15 protein-coding genes are annotated in these 14,901 nt (G+C 67.6%); 3 read left to right on the forward strand and 12 right to left on the reverse strand.

Translation table 11 applies throughout. From position 1 onward, the window contains the following. Positions 1 to 206: 206 nt before the first annotated feature. Positions 207 to 1,628 (forward strand): MFS transporter, encoded by a 1,422-nt coding sequence (locus tag AB4Y35_RS00760; protein WP_368702977.1) that lies wholly within the window; start codon positions 207 to 209, stop codon positions 1,626 to 1,628. An 86-nt stretch (positions 1,629 to 1,714) separates the two neighbouring features. On the opposite strand, the gene ltaE is transcribed toward AB4Y35_RS00760, so the two are convergent. Together ltaE and AB4Y35_RS00770 are read right to left on the reverse strand one after the other, a co-directional pair. Next, a complete protein-coding gene (gene ltaE / locus AB4Y35_RS00765; RefSeq protein ID WP_368702978.1) occupies positions 1,715 to 2,719 on the reverse strand; it encodes a low-specificity L-threonine aldolase in 1,005 nt (334 codons plus the stop codon). A 153-nt stretch (positions 2,720 to 2,872) separates the two neighbouring features. Further along, positions 2,873 to 3,595, reverse strand: coding sequence for a peptidoglycan DD-metalloendopeptidase family protein (locus AB4Y35_RS00770; RefSeq protein WP_368702979.1), 723 nt, complete (start codon positions 3,593 to 3,595; stop codon positions 2,873 to 2,875). 290 nt (positions 3,596 to 3,885) lie between these two features. Between AB4Y35_RS00770 and AB4Y35_RS00775 the strand changes: the two genes are divergently transcribed. Further along, positions 3,886 to 4,206: a hypothetical protein gene (locus AB4Y35_RS00775; RefSeq protein ID WP_324161282.1), complete on the forward strand. Its 321-nt coding sequence runs from the start codon at positions 3,886 to 3,888 to the stop codon at positions 4,204 to 4,206. A gap of 130 nt (positions 4,207 to 4,336) precedes the next feature. Continuing rightward, the gene (locus AB4Y35_RS00780; protein ID WP_368702980.1) at positions 4,337 to 5,149 is read left to right on the forward strand and encodes a DUF2968 domain-containing protein; all 813 of its coding nucleotides are present in this window, start codon (positions 4,337 to 4,339) and stop codon (positions 5,147 to 5,149) included. Here AB4Y35_RS00780 and AB4Y35_RS00785 read toward each other — a convergent pair whose 3' ends face one another. From AB4Y35_RS00785 to AB4Y35_RS00830, 10 genes are all read right to left on the reverse strand, one after another. Next, on the reverse strand, positions 5,150 to 6,073 hold the full coding sequence (locus tag AB4Y35_RS00785) for a dihydrodipicolinate synthase family protein (protein ID WP_368702981.1): 924 nt from the start codon (positions 6,071 to 6,073) through the stop codon (positions 5,150 to 5,152). Between the two features lie 17 nt (positions 6,074 to 6,090). Next, positions 6,091 to 7,818, reverse strand: a complete 1,728-nt coding sequence (locus AB4Y35_RS00790) for an IlvD/Edd family dehydratase (protein ID WP_368702982.1) — start codon at positions 7,816 to 7,818, stop codon at positions 6,091 to 6,093. Positions 7,819 to 8,406: 588 nt separating this feature from the next. Continuing rightward, entirely contained in the window at positions 8,407 to 8,733 is a 327-nt protein-coding gene (locus AB4Y35_RS00795; protein ID WP_368688609.1) for a DUF4148 domain-containing protein, read from the reverse strand. A 209-nt stretch (positions 8,734 to 8,942) separates the two neighbouring features. Beyond that, positions 8,943 to 10,355 (reverse strand): NADP-dependent phosphogluconate dehydrogenase, encoded by a 1,413-nt coding sequence (gndA, locus tag AB4Y35_RS00800; RefSeq protein ID WP_368702983.1) that lies wholly within the window; start codon positions 10,353 to 10,355, stop codon positions 8,943 to 8,945. Positions 10,356 to 10,474: 119 nt separating this feature from the next. Continuing rightward, positions 10,475 to 11,089: a DUF938 domain-containing protein gene (locus tag AB4Y35_RS00805; RefSeq protein ID WP_368703810.1), complete on the reverse strand. Its 615-nt coding sequence runs from the start codon at positions 11,087 to 11,089 to the stop codon at positions 10,475 to 10,477. A gap of 36 nt (positions 11,090 to 11,125) precedes the next feature. Continuing rightward, the gene (locus AB4Y35_RS00810) at positions 11,126 to 11,743 is read right to left on the reverse strand and encodes a pyridoxamine 5'-phosphate oxidase family protein (RefSeq protein ID WP_368702984.1); all 618 of its coding nucleotides are present in this window, start codon (positions 11,741 to 11,743) and stop codon (positions 11,126 to 11,128) included. A gap of 28 nt (positions 11,744 to 11,771) precedes the next feature. Next, complete coding sequence (locus tag AB4Y35_RS00815; RefSeq protein ID WP_368695381.1) at positions 11,772 to 12,638, reverse strand: NAD-dependent protein deacetylase; 867 nt, start codon at positions 12,636 to 12,638, stop codon at positions 11,772 to 11,774. A 20-nt stretch (positions 12,639 to 12,658) separates the two neighbouring features. Next, positions 12,659 to 12,925 carry an oxidoreductase-like domain-containing protein gene (locus AB4Y35_RS00820; RefSeq protein WP_368702985.1) on the reverse strand — a complete coding sequence of 89 codons (267 nt, stop codon included), beginning with the start codon at positions 12,923 to 12,925 and terminating at the stop codon, positions 12,659 to 12,661. Positions 12,926 to 13,011: 86 nt separating this feature from the next. After that, positions 13,012 to 13,776, reverse strand: coding sequence for an SDR family oxidoreductase (locus AB4Y35_RS00825; RefSeq protein WP_368702986.1), 765 nt, complete (start codon positions 13,774 to 13,776; stop codon positions 13,012 to 13,014). Between the two features lie 27 nt (positions 13,777 to 13,803). Continuing rightward, the gene (locus tag AB4Y35_RS00830; RefSeq protein ID WP_368703811.1) at positions 13,804 to 14,745 is read right to left on the reverse strand and encodes a transporter substrate-binding domain-containing protein; all 942 of its coding nucleotides are present in this window, start codon (positions 14,743 to 14,745) and stop codon (positions 13,804 to 13,806) included. Positions 14,746 to 14,901: the final 156 nt, after the last annotated feature.

The following is a 14,901-nucleotide window of genomic DNA, read 5'->3' on the forward strand; positions in this document are numbered from 1 at the left end:
GCGGCGCCACACCTGCGCGTGACGGGCTTGGCAGTTAGTTGCGATATGCCGGCGCGCGGTGGCAGTCGCGCTCGCCACCCAATGCCTTACAGTCGCCCCACGCTCTGGAGCGTCTCCTGCAGAACCCGGCGGGCTCTGTAACAATCGCAAAATTCGTCCGCTCGGCCCGCGCCGCAGCCTTCATCGTCCATCCGCCCGAGACTCCCTTGTCCGAAACCTTTTCCGCGGCGCGCGAAACCCGCAATACCCACAATACCGAGCCGCCCGACGCGCCGATGTCCGCGAAGAACCGCCGCGCCATGGGCGCGGTGATGCTGGCCGTCGCGCTCGCCACGCTCGACACCGCGATCGCCAACACCGCGCTGCCGGCCATCGCCACCGACCTGCATGCGGCCCCCGCCGCCTCGGTGTGGATCATCAACGCGTACCAGCTCGCGATGGTCGCCACCTTGCTGCCGCTCGCCGCGCTCGGCGACATCATCGGCCACCGGCGCATCTATATCAGCGGCCTCGCGATCTTCACGGTCGCCTCGCTCGCCTGCGCGCTCGCACCCACGCTCACCGCGCTCGCCGGGGCGCGCGTGCTGCAGGGGCTCGGCGCGAGCGCCATCATGAGCGTGAACACCGCGCTGATCCGCTTTCTCTACCCGCCGCACCGGCTCGGGCGCGGGCTCGGCATGAATGCGCTGATCGTCGGCGTTTCGTTCGCCGTCGGTCCGACCATGGCCTCGCTGATCCTCTCCGCGGGCACCTGGCCGTGGCTCTTCGCGATCAACGTGCCGCTCGGCGTGCTCGCGCTCGTGTTCGCGCTGCCCGCGCTGCCGCAGACGGCGCGCGGCAAGCACGCCTTCGATCCCGTCGCGGCGGTACTCAACGTCATCACGTTCGCGGCGCTGATCTTCGCGCTCGGCGAGGCCGCGCAGCGCGCGCCCGGCATGGAAGTGGGCATTGCGGCCGTCGTCGCGCTGGTGTTCGGCGCGCTGCTGATCCGGCGCGAGGCCGGGCATCCCGCGCCCATGCTGCCTGTGGACCTGTTCCGCCGGCCGGTTTTCGCGCTTTCGTCGGTCACCGCGATCTGCTCGTTCGCGGCGCAGGGCCTCGCGTTCGTCTCGCTGCCGTTCTATTTCGAAACCGTGCTGATGCGCAGCCAGGTGGAGACCGGCTTCCTGATGACGCCCTGGCCCGTGGTCGTGGCCGCCGCCGCGCCGATTGCGGGACGCCTCTCCGACCGCTATCCGCCGGGCCTGCTCGGCGCGATCGGGCTCGCCATTCTCTCGGCGGGCATGGCGTCGCTGGCGCTGCTGCCCGCGCACCCCTCGGTGACGGACATCGTCGTGCGCATGGCGATCTGCGGCGCGGGCTTCGGCTTTTTCCAGTCGCCCAACCTGCGGGCGATCATGGCGAGCGCGCCGCCCGAGCGCAGCGGCGGCGCGAGCGGCACCATCGCGGTCTCGCGTCTGCTCGGGCAGACCACGGGCGCGGCGTTGGTGGCGCTGTGCTTCGGGATCGTGGGCCGGCACGGCCCGACGCTCGCCCTGGGCCTTGGCTGCGCCTTTGCGGGCGCGGCGGCCATTGCGAGCGGGCTGCGGCTGTTCGCGCCGTCGCACCGGGCGGTGCAGCGCGGGTGATGCGGTTGACGCGGGCCGTACGGGCCGCTGAGGTCTGAGGCAAAGGCACGCGGGAAAAGCGCGCCTTTGCCGGCCCGCTTACTGGCTTATCGCGCGAAGTAGCCCTTCACCGCCGCCACGAACGTGTCGATATCGGCGGCCGTCACGTCGAGGTGCGTGACGAAGCGCGACGCGTACAGCATCTGCGTGAGGATGCCGCGCTCCTTGAGATACGCCTCCAGCGGCGCGCAGTGCTCCTGCGGGAACTGCACGAACACCATGTTCGTGGCCTGCGACATCACCTTCACCTGCTCGATCTGCGCGAGACCGGCGGCGAGACGCGCGGCGTTCGCATGGTCGTCGGCGAGACGCGCGACGTTGTGATCGAGCGCGTAAAGGCACGCGGCCGCGAGCACGCCCGACTGGCGCATGCCGCCGCCCAGCACCTTGCGCCAGCGATGCGCCGCGTCGATGAGCGCGCGGCTGCCCACCAGCACCGACCCCACCGGCGTGCCCAAGCCCTTCGAAAAGCAGATCGACACCGAGTCGAAGCCCGCCGTGAGCGCCTCGAGCGGCTGGCCCGAGGCGACCGCCGCGTTGTACACGCGTGCACCGTCGAGGTGCGTGGCGAGCCCGCGCTCATGCGCGAGCTGCGTGGCCTTCGCGACGTAATCCGCCGGCAGCACCTTGCCGCCGATGGTGTTTTCGAGCGCGAGCAGGCGCGTGCGCGCGAAGTGGTCGTCGATCGGCTTGATCGCCGCGGCGATGCGCTCGAGCGGGATCGAGCCGTCCTCGGCGTTGTCGAGCGGCTGCGGCTGGATGCTGCCCAGCACGGCCGCGCCGCCGCCCTCGTACTTATAGGTGTGGGCCGCCTGGCCGACGATGTACTCGTCGCCGCGCGCGCAATGCGCCATCAGCGCGGCGAGGTTGCTCTGCGTGCCGCTCGGGAAGAAGAGTCCCGCCTCCTTGCCCGCCTCTTGCGCCACGCGCGCCTGCAGGCGCAGCACGGTCGGGTCGTCGCCCCATACGTCGTCGCCGGTTTCGGCGCGGGTCATGGCGGCGAGCATGGCTTCGCTCGGACGGGTGACGGTGTCGCTGCGCAGGTCGATCATTGCGATGAAATCCTCGTGGTTGAAGCACGCGCGGGACGCACTGGCGCGCGCCTGGTCAGGCGCGCGCCGCGCGGCGTGGGAACCATCGAGTGTATTTTCAAACGGCGGCCCAGCGCAATGCCGGGCCGGGCGCAGAGCGCGCTTTCGCCGTGGCTAGTGCGCGAGCAGCGGCAGCGGATCGACGGGCTTGCCGTCGCTACGGACTTCGAACTGAACGCCGCCGGTGCCCATTTCCGCGATCGGCTGGCCTTGCGAGACGGCGTCGTCTTCCTTCACGAGCAGCTTGCCGTTGCGGCCATAGGCCGTCACGACCTGGTCGTTGTGCTTGATGATCACGAGCGGCCCGTAGGCCTCGATCCCCGTGCCCGCGTAGACCACGCGGCCAGCGGCGGCGGCCTTGACCTCCTCGCCGGGCGTGCCGCCGATCACGATGCCGGTGGACTTGCCCGGCACGAAGCGCTGCAGGATCGGCCCGCGCGCAGGCCACGCGAGCGCGATGCTGGGTGCGACGGGCGCCGGCATGGCGACGCCGGCGGCGGCGGGCGCGCCGCCAGGCATCTGCGCCTGCGGCGCAGCCGCTGCGTAGTTGGGCGGGGGCGCGACGCGCAGCACCTGGCCCGGCAGCAGCTGGGCGTTGGCGGAAGGCAGCTGGTTCCAGCTCGCGATGTCCTGGGGACGCTGGCCGAAAGCCCCGGCCACGCGCGAGAGCGTGTCGCCCGGATTGACGCGGTAGTAGCCCGCGGGCACGCCGCTCGTGGACATGGGGGGCGCGCTTTGGGATTCCCAGGGCGCGAAGGTGCTGCTACAGGCGCTGCAGACGAGCGTGAGGGCGGCCAGCGCCGCATACGCGCCCGGGTTTCGCCGTTGTCGATTCATCTTGCTGTTCCTCGCTTGGTCCTCGCGTATGACGAAAAAATACGCATGTGGAGTGCGCGGCGGGCCGCAGGCGTTCGCTTGCGCGCCACCTTCCGCGCGAATGAAGACGGAATAAGCCGGAAATGGCGAACGTCCCCCATTATATCGTTCATGCTCCAGCCGCCTTTTTTCGCCGGCATGCTCGCCCGGCCTGCGTTTGCGCGGGTCAACGCCTATACTGGTTCACGCGTCACCCGATAATCAGATGAAAGGCCTCTCGCTGCAGTCCCATGGCCCTGAGGGATCCGAGAATGAACAAAGCCACCTTTCTTTCGCTGCAGCTCAACGTCGAAGATGTCACGTCGTCGCCGGGCCTCGTCGAATTGTTGAACAACCATCTCATCTTTGCGGCCGACGTGGCCGAAGCCGCCGACGAACTGGTCCAGCACGCCAGCATCGCACGGCTTTCCGGCGCCACCGAGGCGTCCGTGGAAATTCCCGCCGTAGTCATCGAGCGCCTGCGCGATGCGCTCGACACGCTGAGCGGCTATGACGAAACCTGGCTTTTCGCGCTCGAGCCCGGGCGTGCGCTCTTCGACGACATCGCACGCCGGCCGCGCCTGCTTCACTAGTACGCGAACCCGGAGCGGACGGCGCCCTACCCGCATCGCCCGCCCCATTTGCCTGCGCGCCGGCGCCCGTATGCCACGCTGCCGCGCGCGGAGCGCCTTGTTTTTGGCGCGCCAAACTGGGGGAACCGCCGTGAAATCCATTTTGAACCGCCGTAACGCCGCGCTCTCTGGCGCACCATCACGAATCCTGGCCGTCGCCCATGATGCCGCCACGCAGCGCGCCGTCGCAAGCGAAGCCGCGAGCCGCGTCCCGCAATCCAAATCCGAGCCCACCGTGACGCCGCCTGAGCCCCCCGTCGAGATCGAATCTCGCGCAGAGCCGGCCGCGGGCGCGGCCATGCAGCCCGAAGGCGCCGGCGGTCCCCGGCCAGTGTCCACGCTCCATCCGGTACCGGTGATGCCCGCGCACCTGAACGGCCGCCCGGTGCAGATCGCCGACGGCGCCGCATTCGAAGCCCTCCACGCCGCCGACGAGTTGATGACGTTCCGCGTCTTCCGCTGCTTCGCGTATACGGTCAGCCTCTTCTTCCATCCGCCCACGCTCGGCTACTTCGTCGCGCTCCATCAGGAAAGCGTACTGTGGCGCGCGCTGAAAGCCAACGACCTCGACGCGGCCGGCTCGGCGTTTCACCTGATGCAGGAGCAAGCCACGCGCCTCGCCGACGGCGAAACGCGCCGCGTGCAACTCGTCGCGCAAAACGCGGAACTCACGCGGCAGATCGAAGAGTCGGAAGCCCAGGCCGAACGCCTGCGCGTGGACCTGCAGCGCCATGCGGAACAGGAACAGACGGTGACGGGCCGCCAGCACCAGATACGAAAGGACGTCGCTCAGCTGGAGGCGCAGCGCATCGCCGCGCAGGCCCAGTTGAACAAGGCCCACCGGGCGCTGCATCAGCTCAAGGTCGCGACGAGCGAGGGCGTGCCCCATCTGCATGCGCGGTGATCACGCGAGCGGGCCCAGTTGCCGCGCGAATCGCCGGGCGGCTTCGAGGCCGAAGCGGCTCGGCGCCAGCTTCACGTCGCGCTCATGCTCGACGTCGAGGCCCATGCGCCATGCCGCGATGCGCTTGCCGTAGCAAATCAGCGTATCGAGCGACTGCATGACGAAGACGATGGCGGGCAGCACCTGCTGGTACAGGGCTTGTGCGCGCTCGAGATCGCCTGCGCAATACGCGGCGTACACCTGCTGCTGCCAGTCGAAGCAATCGGGCGCGACGATCATGCCCGCGCAGCCCGCGCGCAGGTTGTCGAGCAATTCCAGGCCGCCGCGGCCGTTGAGCACGGGCATCAGGTCGCCGATCTGCGCGATCGTTTCGGCGATCGTCACCGCCGGGCCTTCGCCCTTGAGCACGCGAAAGTTCGGGCATTGCGCGGCGAGCGCGCGCAAACTGCCCGGCGCGAGCCCGACGCCCAGATACTCCGGCGCGTTCTGGATGCCGACCGTCACGTCGAGCCCCGCCATCACGCCAGCGAAGAAGTCGAAGTAGAACGATTCGGGTTGCGCAGGCTCGCCTTGAGCGCGCGCGGGCGGCTGGAGGATCAGCCATGCCGCGCCGCGCCCGATCGCGTGTTGCGCGAATTCGCGCTGCGCCTGCACCGTGGGACCGCTCACCGTGACGGCAAGCGGCAGCGCGCCGCCGCTGTCCTCCTGGGCCCAGTCGATCACCTGTTCGCGTTCGGCGCGCGAAAGCTTGTTGACCTCGGTCGCGAGCCCGAGCACCGCGATGCCCGGCGCGCCGCCGCGCACGGCCGCTTCGACCTGGCGCCGCATGGCGGCGCGGTCGAGACGGGTATTGCGATCGAAGAACGCATAGAGGATCGGGTAGATGCCGGCGATGGCACCGGCGGCTTTGGCTGGCGCGCCCATCGCGTGCTCCGGCGCGCTCAGTGGGAGTCGCGCGGCACGGCCGCGCCGCTCGCGCCGACAAGAAAGTCCAGGTCGGCGCCCTTGTCGGCCTGCAGCACGTGTTCGACGTAAAGCCGGTAATAGCCGCGCTCGGGCAGCTCGGGCGCCTGCCATTCTGTCTTGCGGCGCGCGAGTTCTGCGTCGGAGACTTCCAGATGCAGACGCCGCGCCGCGACGTCCAGCTCGATCATGTCGCCCGTGCGCACGAGTGCGAGCGGACCGCCCGCCGCCGCTTCTGGCGACACGTGCAGCACGACCGCGCCATACGCCGTGCCGCTCATGCGGCCGTCCGAAATGCGCACCATGTCGGTAATGCCCTTTTGCAGCACCTTCTTCGGCAACGGCATGTTGCCAACCTCGGCGAAGCCCGGATAGCCCTTCGGCCCGGCGCCCTTGAGGACCATGATGCAATGCTCGTCGATATCGAGCGAATCGTCGTCGACCTTCGCGTGCAGTTCCTCGACGTTCTCGAACACCACCGCGCGGCCGCGATGACGCAATAGCGCGGGCGTGGCGGCCGAAGGCTTGATGACCGCGCCGTCGGGCGCGAGATTGCCCTTGAGCACAGCGATGCCGGCTTTGGGCTTGAACGGCTGCGCAAACGAGGTAATGACTTCCGCGTTGTAGTTCGGCGCGTCGGCCACGTTTTCCCAGATGGATTTACCGTTGACCGTCAACGCGTCCCGATGCAGCAGCCCTTGCTCGCCCAGTTGCCGCAGCACCGCAGGCAGGCCGCCCGCGTAATAGAAGTCCTCCATCAGATAATGGCCGGAAGGCTGCAGATTCACGAGGCAAGGAACATCGGAGCCCAGTTCCCAGTCGTCGAGCGAAAGCGGCACGCCGATGCGCCGCGCGAGTGCGATCAGGTGCACGACGGCGTTGGTCGAGCCGCCGATGGCCGCGTTGGTGCGGATCGCGTTTTCGAATGCCGCACGGGTCAGGATCTTCGACATCGTAAGGTCCTCGCGCACCATCTCGACGATGCGCCTCCCGGCGAGTTGCGCGAGCACCTGGCGGCGCGCATCGACAGCGGGAATGGCCGCGTTGTGCGGCAGCCCCATGCCGAGCGACTCGACCATCGAGGCCATCGTGGACGCCGTGCCCATGGTCATGCAGTGGCCGCGCGAGCGGTTCATGCACGACTCCGCCTCGACGAATTCGGCCTGCGACATCGTCCCCGCGCGCACTTCCTCCGACATTTGCCACACGCCCGTGCCCGAGCCGATCTCATGGCCCCGGAAGCGCCCGTTGAGCATCGGTCCGCCCGAGACGGCGAGCGCGGGCAAGTTGCACGACGCCGCGCCCATCAGCAAGGCCGGCGTGGTCTTGTCGCAACCGACGAGCAGAATCGTGCCGTCGATCGGATTGCCGCGAATCGACTCCTCGACGTCCATGGACGCGAGATTGCGAAACAGCATCGCGGTGGGCCGCAGGTTCGATTCGCCGAGCGACATGACGGGAAATTCGAGCGGCAGACCGCCGGCTTCGTACACGCCTTTTTTCACGTACTCCGCGAGTTCGCGAAAATGCGCGTTGCACGGCGTGAGTTCCGACCACGTATTGCAGATGCCGATGACGGGACGGCCGTCGAACGCGTCGTGAGGGATGCCCTGATTCTTCATCCACGAGCGGTGAATGAAGCCGTCCTTGTCGGCTTTGCCGAACCAGGCCTGGCTGCGCAAGGGCTTGCGGGTGGAGCGGGTCATGGCGGGGCGTCTCCTGTAGCGAAGCAACTTCAGGGAAACTGCCGCCCGATCATAGGAGTGACGTTCGGACCCGTCAATGTTTGATATGGCGTCCTTAGATATGGACAAAGCGCGCCACAAAAAAGTACGGGCCGGTGGAGAACCGGCCCGTGCTGGACTGCCTTGCAACAACGTACTGCCTACTGCGTTCTGCGTACTGCAACTGCACGGCTGCACCTCTCACTGCGCCAGCCAACTTCAACTACCTTCTGCTCTCTGCATACTGCAACTTCCTGACTGCAACAACTCAGCTACTGCGTACTGCGTATTGCAACTGCACACTGCGAACTGCACCTTCTACTGCAACCACTCTCTGCGTATTGCAACTACAGCAACTTCAGCAACTACAGCAACTACGACTTCTACGGCAACCACTCTCTGCGTATTACAACTGCAACTTCTACCGCAACCACTCACTGCGTATTGCAACTGCAACTTCTACTGCACTCGCTGCTCTCTTCTGCTGCAACTACTGACTGCGTACAGCGACAACTCACTACAGGGGGTAGCTTGCCGGAACCGCCTGAAGCGGTTCCGTTCGGTCAGGGCTTAGTGGCCGAAGTAAATGCGCTGGTTCGGGGCAACTTGCGCCGGTTGCACCGCGGCACCCGACTGCGACGTGCCGACTGCCGGTGCGCCGTAACCGCTGGTGTCACCGGCGGCGAGCTTTTCCTGGCTCACGCGCGCTTGCGCGGCCTGCAGGTTTTCCGGGTAGTTCACATGGTCAGCCGACGGGTTGTAGCCAGCGTGCTCGAGTTGAACCAGTTCCGCGCGCACCTGGGCGCGGGTCAGGCCCTGCTCGCTCGACTGGGCGAACGAGATAGCCGGGATGGCAAGAGCGGCGGCAACGACAACTGCGGGGATAAGCTTGTTCATGATCGGACCTCCATCTGTTTTATGTCCGCTTCGGAACACCGTGTTCGTCAGCGATTGATTACAGTGTAGGCGTCCGGTCACGCTAGGGAAAACCCTAATTCGTCAAAACACCATTGCGATTTTGGTAATAAAAAAAGGTGAGTCCGGCGGACTCACCTTACGATTCCAACAAAGACCGCAACGACAATGCGGCCTTCTGTCTTGCGACCTTACGACCAGTCGGCGTGGAAGCTGCCCGGCTTGTCGATGCGCTCGAACGTGTGCGCGCCGAAGAAGTCGCGCTGCGCCTGCACGAGGTTGGCGGGCACGCGCTCCGAGCGGTAGCCGTCGAAGTACGCGATGGCCGACGAGAACGCCGGCACCGGCACGCCCGCGCTCACGGCCTGGATCACCACGTCGCGCAGCGCCGACTGATAGTTGGCCGCGATGTCCCGGAAATAGGGATCGAGCAGCAGGTTGTCGAGCTGCGGGTCCTTCGCGTAGGCGTCCGTGATCTTCTGCAGGAAGCGCGCGCGGATGATGCAGCCCGCGCGGAAGATCTTGGCGATCGTGCCGTATTGCAGGTCCCACTTGTACTCGTCCGAAGCCATGCGCAGTTGCGAGAAGCCTTGCGCGTACGAAATCACCTTCGAGAAGTACAGCGCGCGGCGCACCGACTCGATGAACGCCTTGCGGTCGCCCGAGAAGGGCTTGGCGTCCGGGCCCACAAGCACCTTGCTCGCGGCCACGCGCTGCGTCTTGAGCGACGAGAGCACGCGCGCGAACACGGCTTCGGTGATGAGCGGCAGCGGCGCGCCGATATCCAGCGCATTTTGGCTCGTCCACTTGCCGGTGCCCTTTTGTGCGGCGCGGTCGAGAATCACGTCGACGAGATCCTTGCCCGTTTCCTCGTCCTTCTTGCCGAAGATCTTCGAGGTGATCTCGATCAGGTAGCTGTCGAGCTCGCCTTCGTTCCATTCGGTGTAGACCTTGCCCAGTTCTTCATTCGAGAGGCCGAGCACCTGCTTGAGCACCGCATAGCTTTCGGCGATCAGCTGCATGTCGCCGTATTCGATGCCGTTGTGCACCATCTTCACGAAATGGCCCGCGCCGTCCGGGCCCATGTAGGCCACGCACGGCTCGCCGTCCGTCGGCGCCTTCGCGGCGATTTCAGTGAGGATCGGTGCAACCAGATCGTAAGCATCGCGCTGGCCGCCCGGCATGATCGACGGGCCCTTGAGCGCGCCTTCCTCGCCGCCCGACACGCCCGTGCCGATGAAGTGCAGGCCCGACTTCGCGAGTTCCTGGTTGCGGCGGATGGTATCGGTGAAGTGCGTGTTGCCGCCGTCGATCAGGATGTCGCCCTTCTCCAGCAGCGGCTTGAGCGCGGCGATGGTGTCGTCGGTGGGCGCGCCGGCCTTCACCATCATCAGGATGCGGCGCGGTTTTTCCAGCGAATCCACGAACTCTTCGAGCGTGTACGCCGGCACGAGCTTGCGATCCGGATACTCGACGATCAGCTCGTCGGTTCGGGCGCGGCTGCGATTGAACACCGAGACCGCGTGGCCGCGGCTTTCGATGTTGAGCGCCAGATTGCTACCCATCACGGCCAGACCTACAACGCCGATTGGCTGTTTGCTCATGTTGTTTCTCCACTTCATTCATTGACGGCGCCGCAACGGGGCGCCAACCGTGCAAGCATAAGGGAAACGTAGCGGCGCTGCGCGAACGCGCGCATGCGCGCCGGACGTTTGCCGACTGCTTAGCGTTTTCGGAACACCAGGCTGAAATTGTTCGCGGGCATCGGCACGCGCGCTTCGCACTCGAAGCCTTGCGCCTGGGCCAGCGCCTCCACGTCCTCCATGTCGCGCACGCCCCAGGACGGGTCGCGCGCGCGCAAGTCGGCGTCGAAGGCCTCGTTGCTCGGCGCCGTGTGCGCGCCTGCGCGCCGGTACGGCCCGTAGAGCACGAGCGCTCCACCCGTAGCAACGCGCGCGCCCGCGCCTTGCATGAGCGCTTGCGCCGCTGCCCATGGCGCGATGTGAATCATGTTGATGCAGACGATGGCGTCCACCGCGTCGATCGGCCAGGGCTCGCGGCGCACGTCGAGATCGAGCGGCGCGCGCAGGTTGGCGAGACCCGAGTGCTCGCGCCAGGCGTCGATCGAGGCGCGGGCGCGCGCGTCGGCGTCGCTCGGCTGCCAGGCGAGGCCGGGAAACGCGGCCGCGAAGTGGACGGCATGCTGGCCGGTACCGCTCGCGATTTCGAGCACGGTGCCCCGCGCGGGCAGCGCGCCGCGCAGCACCTCCAGGATCGGCGCGGCGTTGCGCTCGGCGGCGGGCGCGGACAGGCGTTGGGCGGCTTGCGGTTCGTTCATCGTCTTGCGCTCTTTCGGCGTCTGGTCGGTGTTCACTCAGTACAGCGTGGTCTTGATGCGCTCGGCGAGGCCGGCTTCGTAAGTCTCGGCATCGAACGTCTCGCCATATTGCTCCTCGTTCACGCGGCGCAGCATCTCGCCTGCGCTCGGCAGGTGTGTGCGTTCGACGTGGTGCGACGGGTCCCACAGCTTCGAGCGCACGATGGCCTTGGAGCAATGGAAGTACACGCTTTCCACGTCGATCACGAGCACTGAGCGCGGCGGCTTGCCATCCACGGCGAAGCTCGCGACGAGCGCGGCGTCGGTGCTCACGCGGCCACGCCCGTTCACGCGCAGCATCTCGCCTACGCCCGGCACCATGAACAGCAGCCCCACCTGCGACGAGGCGATCACGTTGCGCAGGCTGTCCACGCGATTGTTGCCGGGCCGGTCGGGCAACGCGAGCGTGTGCTCGTCGAGAATGCGCACGAAGCCGGGTGCATCGCCGCGCGGCGAGCAATCGAGACCTTCCGGACCGCCCGTGGCGAGCACGACGAACGGCGAGCTTTCGATGAAGCGCCGGTAATCCGCGTTGACGTGATCGATTTCCTTGCGCAACGCGCGTTCGTGCGGCGTGCCGTAGTGCGCTTCGAGGTCGGCTAGCGTGGTCAGCATGTGGTCGGTTCCGTGGGGTCGTGAAGTGTCAGGGGGCGAGGCGCGCACCCAGCGCGTCGAGCACGGCCGCACAGGGAGCTTCGAGCTTGAGGGCGAGGAGCGGGTCGGCACGCGTCTTGCCCATGTTGATCGCGGCCACGGGTTTGCCGCGCTGCTGCGCCCACGCGCAGAAGCGGTAGCCCGAGTAGACCATGAGCGAGGAGCCGACCACGAGCACGGCGTCGGCCTCGTCGAGCGCGTTCGAGGCGCTCGCGACGCGCTCGCGCGGCACGTTCTCGCCGAAGAACACCACCGAAGGCTTGAGCATGCCGCCGCACGCCGCGCATGCGGGCACGTGGAAGGCATTGGCGCCGTCGAAGTCGAGATGGGCGTCGCCGTCGGCGGCGGGTTCCGCGCTCGCGCCCGCGATGGCCGGGTTGCGCGCCTCGAGTTCCGGCTGGATCGAGGCGCGCGAATACTGCGCCCCGCAGTCGAGGCAATGCACGTGCGCGATGCTGCCGTGCAGCTCGATCACGTCGCGGCTGCCCGCGCGCTGATGCAGGCCGTCCACGTTCTGCGTGACGAGCGTGCGCGCGTAGCCCGCCGCACCGAGGCGCGCGAGCGCGCGGTGCGCGCCGTTGGGCTGCGCGAGCCCCACCGTGGGCCAGCCGATCAGGCTGCGCGCCCAGTAGCGGCGCCGCATGCTTTCGGAGCCGAGGAATTCCTGCAGCGTGATGGGCGGCGAGCGCTTCCAGGCGCCGTTCTCGTCGCGGTAGCCCGGAATGCCCGAATCCGTGCTGATGCCCGCGCCGGTCAGCACGAACAGGCGCGGATGACGCTCGACGAACGCCTGCAGCGCGTCGAGGGCGGCGGCATCGAGAACGGGAGCGTTGGCAACGAGGATGGATTCGGTCATGGCGGCAGGCAGTAGGCAGTTCAGCGCGAGGGCTTGCCGCCCGACGGCGCGGCCGCTGGCGAAGCCGGTTTTGCGGCACGCTTGCGCGGGGCTTTCGCCTGCGCCTGCGCCTGCCGTTCGGCTTCGCGCGCTTCCCACGCGGCCAGCGCGGCGCGGTAGCGGCCGAACTCCTCGTCGTACAGATCGAAGATGCAGGGGTCGCAGCCGCTATGGCAGCAGTCGTCGTTATCGGGGCATTCGGGCGGCTGGGGACGGGGATCGTCGTCCGGACGCGGGGGCAAAGACATGGGCGCTCGGGCGTCGTGGTGGTTCAGCGGCCAGTATACGGGACGCGGCGGCCGGGCGTGCGGCAGCGCCCGCCCGGCCTACGCGCTCAGCCGCGCCCCACGAACGGCATCTTCGTCGCCATGATCGTCATGAACTGCACGTTCGCTTCGAGCGGCAGTTGCGCCATGTGCAGCAGCGCGTCGGCCACGAGTTCCACGTCCATCAGCGGCTCGACGGCAATCTCGCCGTTCGCCTGCGGCACGCCGCGCGCCATGCGCTCGGCCATCTCGGTCGCCGCGTTGCCGATGTCGATCTGCCCGCACGCAATGTCGTAGCGCCGGCCATCGAGCGAAACGGTTTTCGTGAGGCCCGTGATGGCGTGCTTGGTAGCCGTGTAGGCGGCGCTGAACGGCCGCGGCGCGTGCGCCGAAATCGAGCCGTTGTTGATGATGCGCCCGCCGCGCGGCGTCTGCCGCTTCATGAGCCCGAACGCCGCGCGCGTGCACAGGAACACGCCGGTGAGGTTCGTATCGACCACGGCGCGCCAGTCGTCCACCGAAAGCTCGTCGATGTCCACGGCCGGCGCGTTGCGGCCCGCGTTGTTGAAGAGCAGATCGAGCCGGCCGTAGCGCGTGCGGATCGTCTCGAAGAGCGCCTCGACGGCCGCCGCGTCGGTCACGTCGCATGGCGCCGCCAGCGCCTCTTCGCCGCGCAAGCGGGCCTCGCTCGCGAGCGCTTCGAGCGGCGCGGGCCGCCGGCCCGCCAGCACGACGGCAAAACCGTTGGCCAGCAGCCTTTGCGCGCACGCGCGGCCAATGCCGCTGCCCGCGCCCGTCACCAATGCGATCTTGCGTGGTTCCGTATCACTCATCGTTGCCTCTTTCTTTCGGTTGAGCCTTCAATCGAGCGGCTGGTCGTTGGGATGCGCGAAAAGCGCCTTCATCGGCTCCGACATCGGATAGTCGAGATTCACGCCCGCAGGCGGAATGGGCGACTCGAACCAGCGCCGGTAAAGCGCGAGCGCCTCGCCCGAACGCTCCATCTTCGCGATGGTGTCGTCGGCAATGCGCTTGAAGGCGATGTCGCCGCGCCGGAACATGCAGCCGTACACTTCCGACCTGGCCGGGCTGCCGACGATCGCGTAAGCGCGCGCGTCGTTCAGGTTACGCGCGCTTTGCGCGACCGGCGCGCCAGGCGTTTCGCTCGCCATGTAGCCGGTCGCGAGCGCGGCGTGCAGCAGCGGTTCGTCCATCACGAAGGCAACGGCGCGTCCCGAGCGCACGGCTTCGACGGAATCGCCGTGCGTCTTCGCGACGACGATGCGCATGTTCATCGCGCGCTCCATGTTCCAGCGGCGCAGCAGGCGCTCTTCCGACGTGCCCGCGGTCGTGACCACCGTACGGCCCGCGAGATCCCCGAAGTCCTTGACCGGCGAGCCGCGCTTCACGAGCATGCGCACGCCGTACTCGAAGATGCTGTTGGAGAACGCGACGTCGTTCTCGCGCTCGCGTGTATGCGTCGTGGTGCTGCATTCGAGGTCGATCGTGCCGTTCTGCACGAGCGTGATGCGGTTCTGCGGCGTCACGACGAGTTCGCGCACGCGCAGCTCGGGGAGCTTGAGCGTTTCGCGCACGTTATCCACGATGCGCTGGGTGATCTCGTACGAGTAGCCCGTCGCGTGCTCGCCACCGGCCATATAAGAGAACGGCACGGTGGCCTCGCGCACGCCGATGACGATCGTCCCGGTGTCGCGAATCTTGCGCAGCGTAGGGCTTTCCGGTTCATCGGCATGCCCCGCGCCTGCAAACACGCAGGCGCCCGCGAGCGCGACGTAGCGCATGTGGCCGCACAGCCTTCTGGCGATACCCAACGGCTTTGACTCGCGCTTCAACCGTGTCTCCCCTGGATCTCTCGTTCGTTCGCGTGGAGCGCGCGCACAGCGGCGCTCCCCTCCTGCGCGCGATTGTACCGGCGGCCCGTGCCGGCTCGCGTGATG

The sequence above is a fragment of the Paraburkholderia sp. EG286A genome (genome assembly GCF_040965375.1).
In the GTDB taxonomy this organism is placed as follows: domain Bacteria; phylum Pseudomonadota; class Gammaproteobacteria; order Burkholderiales; family Burkholderiaceae; genus Paraburkholderia.

Coding starts and splice junctions, on each gene's coding strand:
- AB4Y35_RS00825 (WP_368702986.1), bottom strand. CDS start 13,776: ATGAGTGATACGGAACCACGCAAGATCGCATTGGTGACGGGCGCGGGC.
- AB4Y35_RS00815 (WP_368695381.1), bottom strand. CDS start 12,638: ATGACCGAATCCATCCTCGTTGCCAACGCTCCCGTTCTCGATGCCGCC.
- AB4Y35_RS00785 (WP_368702981.1), bottom strand. CDS start 6,073: ATGGGCGCGCCAGCCAAAGCCGCCGGTGCCATCGCCGGCATCTACCCG.
- AB4Y35_RS00820 (WP_368702985.1), bottom strand. CDS start 12,925: ATGTCTTTGCCCCCGCGTCCGGACGACGATCCCCGTCCCCAGCCGCCC.
- AB4Y35_RS00805 (WP_368703810.1), bottom strand. CDS start 11,089: ATGAACGAACCGCAAGCCGCCCAACGCCTGTCCGCGCCCGCCGCCGAG.
- AB4Y35_RS00770 (WP_368702979.1), bottom strand. CDS start 3,595: ATGAATCGACAACGGCGAAACCCGGGCGCGTATGCGGCGCTGGCCGCC.
- ltaE (WP_368702978.1), bottom strand. CDS start 2,719: ATGATCGACCTGCGCAGCGACACCGTCACCCGTCCGAGCGAAGCCATG.
- AB4Y35_RS00810 (WP_368702984.1), bottom strand. CDS start 11,743: ATGCTGACCACGCTAGCCGACCTCGAAGCGCACTACGGCACGCCGCAC.
- gndA (WP_368702983.1), bottom strand. CDS start 10,355: ATGAGCAAACAGCCAATCGGCGTTGTAGGTCTGGCCGTGATGGGTAGC.
- AB4Y35_RS00795 (WP_368688609.1), bottom strand. CDS start 8,733: ATGAACAAGCTTATCCCCGCAGTTGTCGTTGCCGCCGCTCTTGCCATC.
- AB4Y35_RS00830 (WP_368703811.1), bottom strand. CDS start 14,745: ATGCGCTACGTCGCGCTCGCGGGCGCCTGCGTGTTTGCAGGCGCGGGG.
- AB4Y35_RS00775 (WP_324161282.1), top strand. CDS start 3,886: ATGAACAAAGCCACCTTTCTTTCGCTGCAGCTCAACGTCGAAGATGTC.
- AB4Y35_RS00790 (WP_368702982.1), bottom strand. CDS start 7,818: ATGACCCGCTCCACCCGCAAGCCCTTGCGCAGCCAGGCCTGGTTCGGC.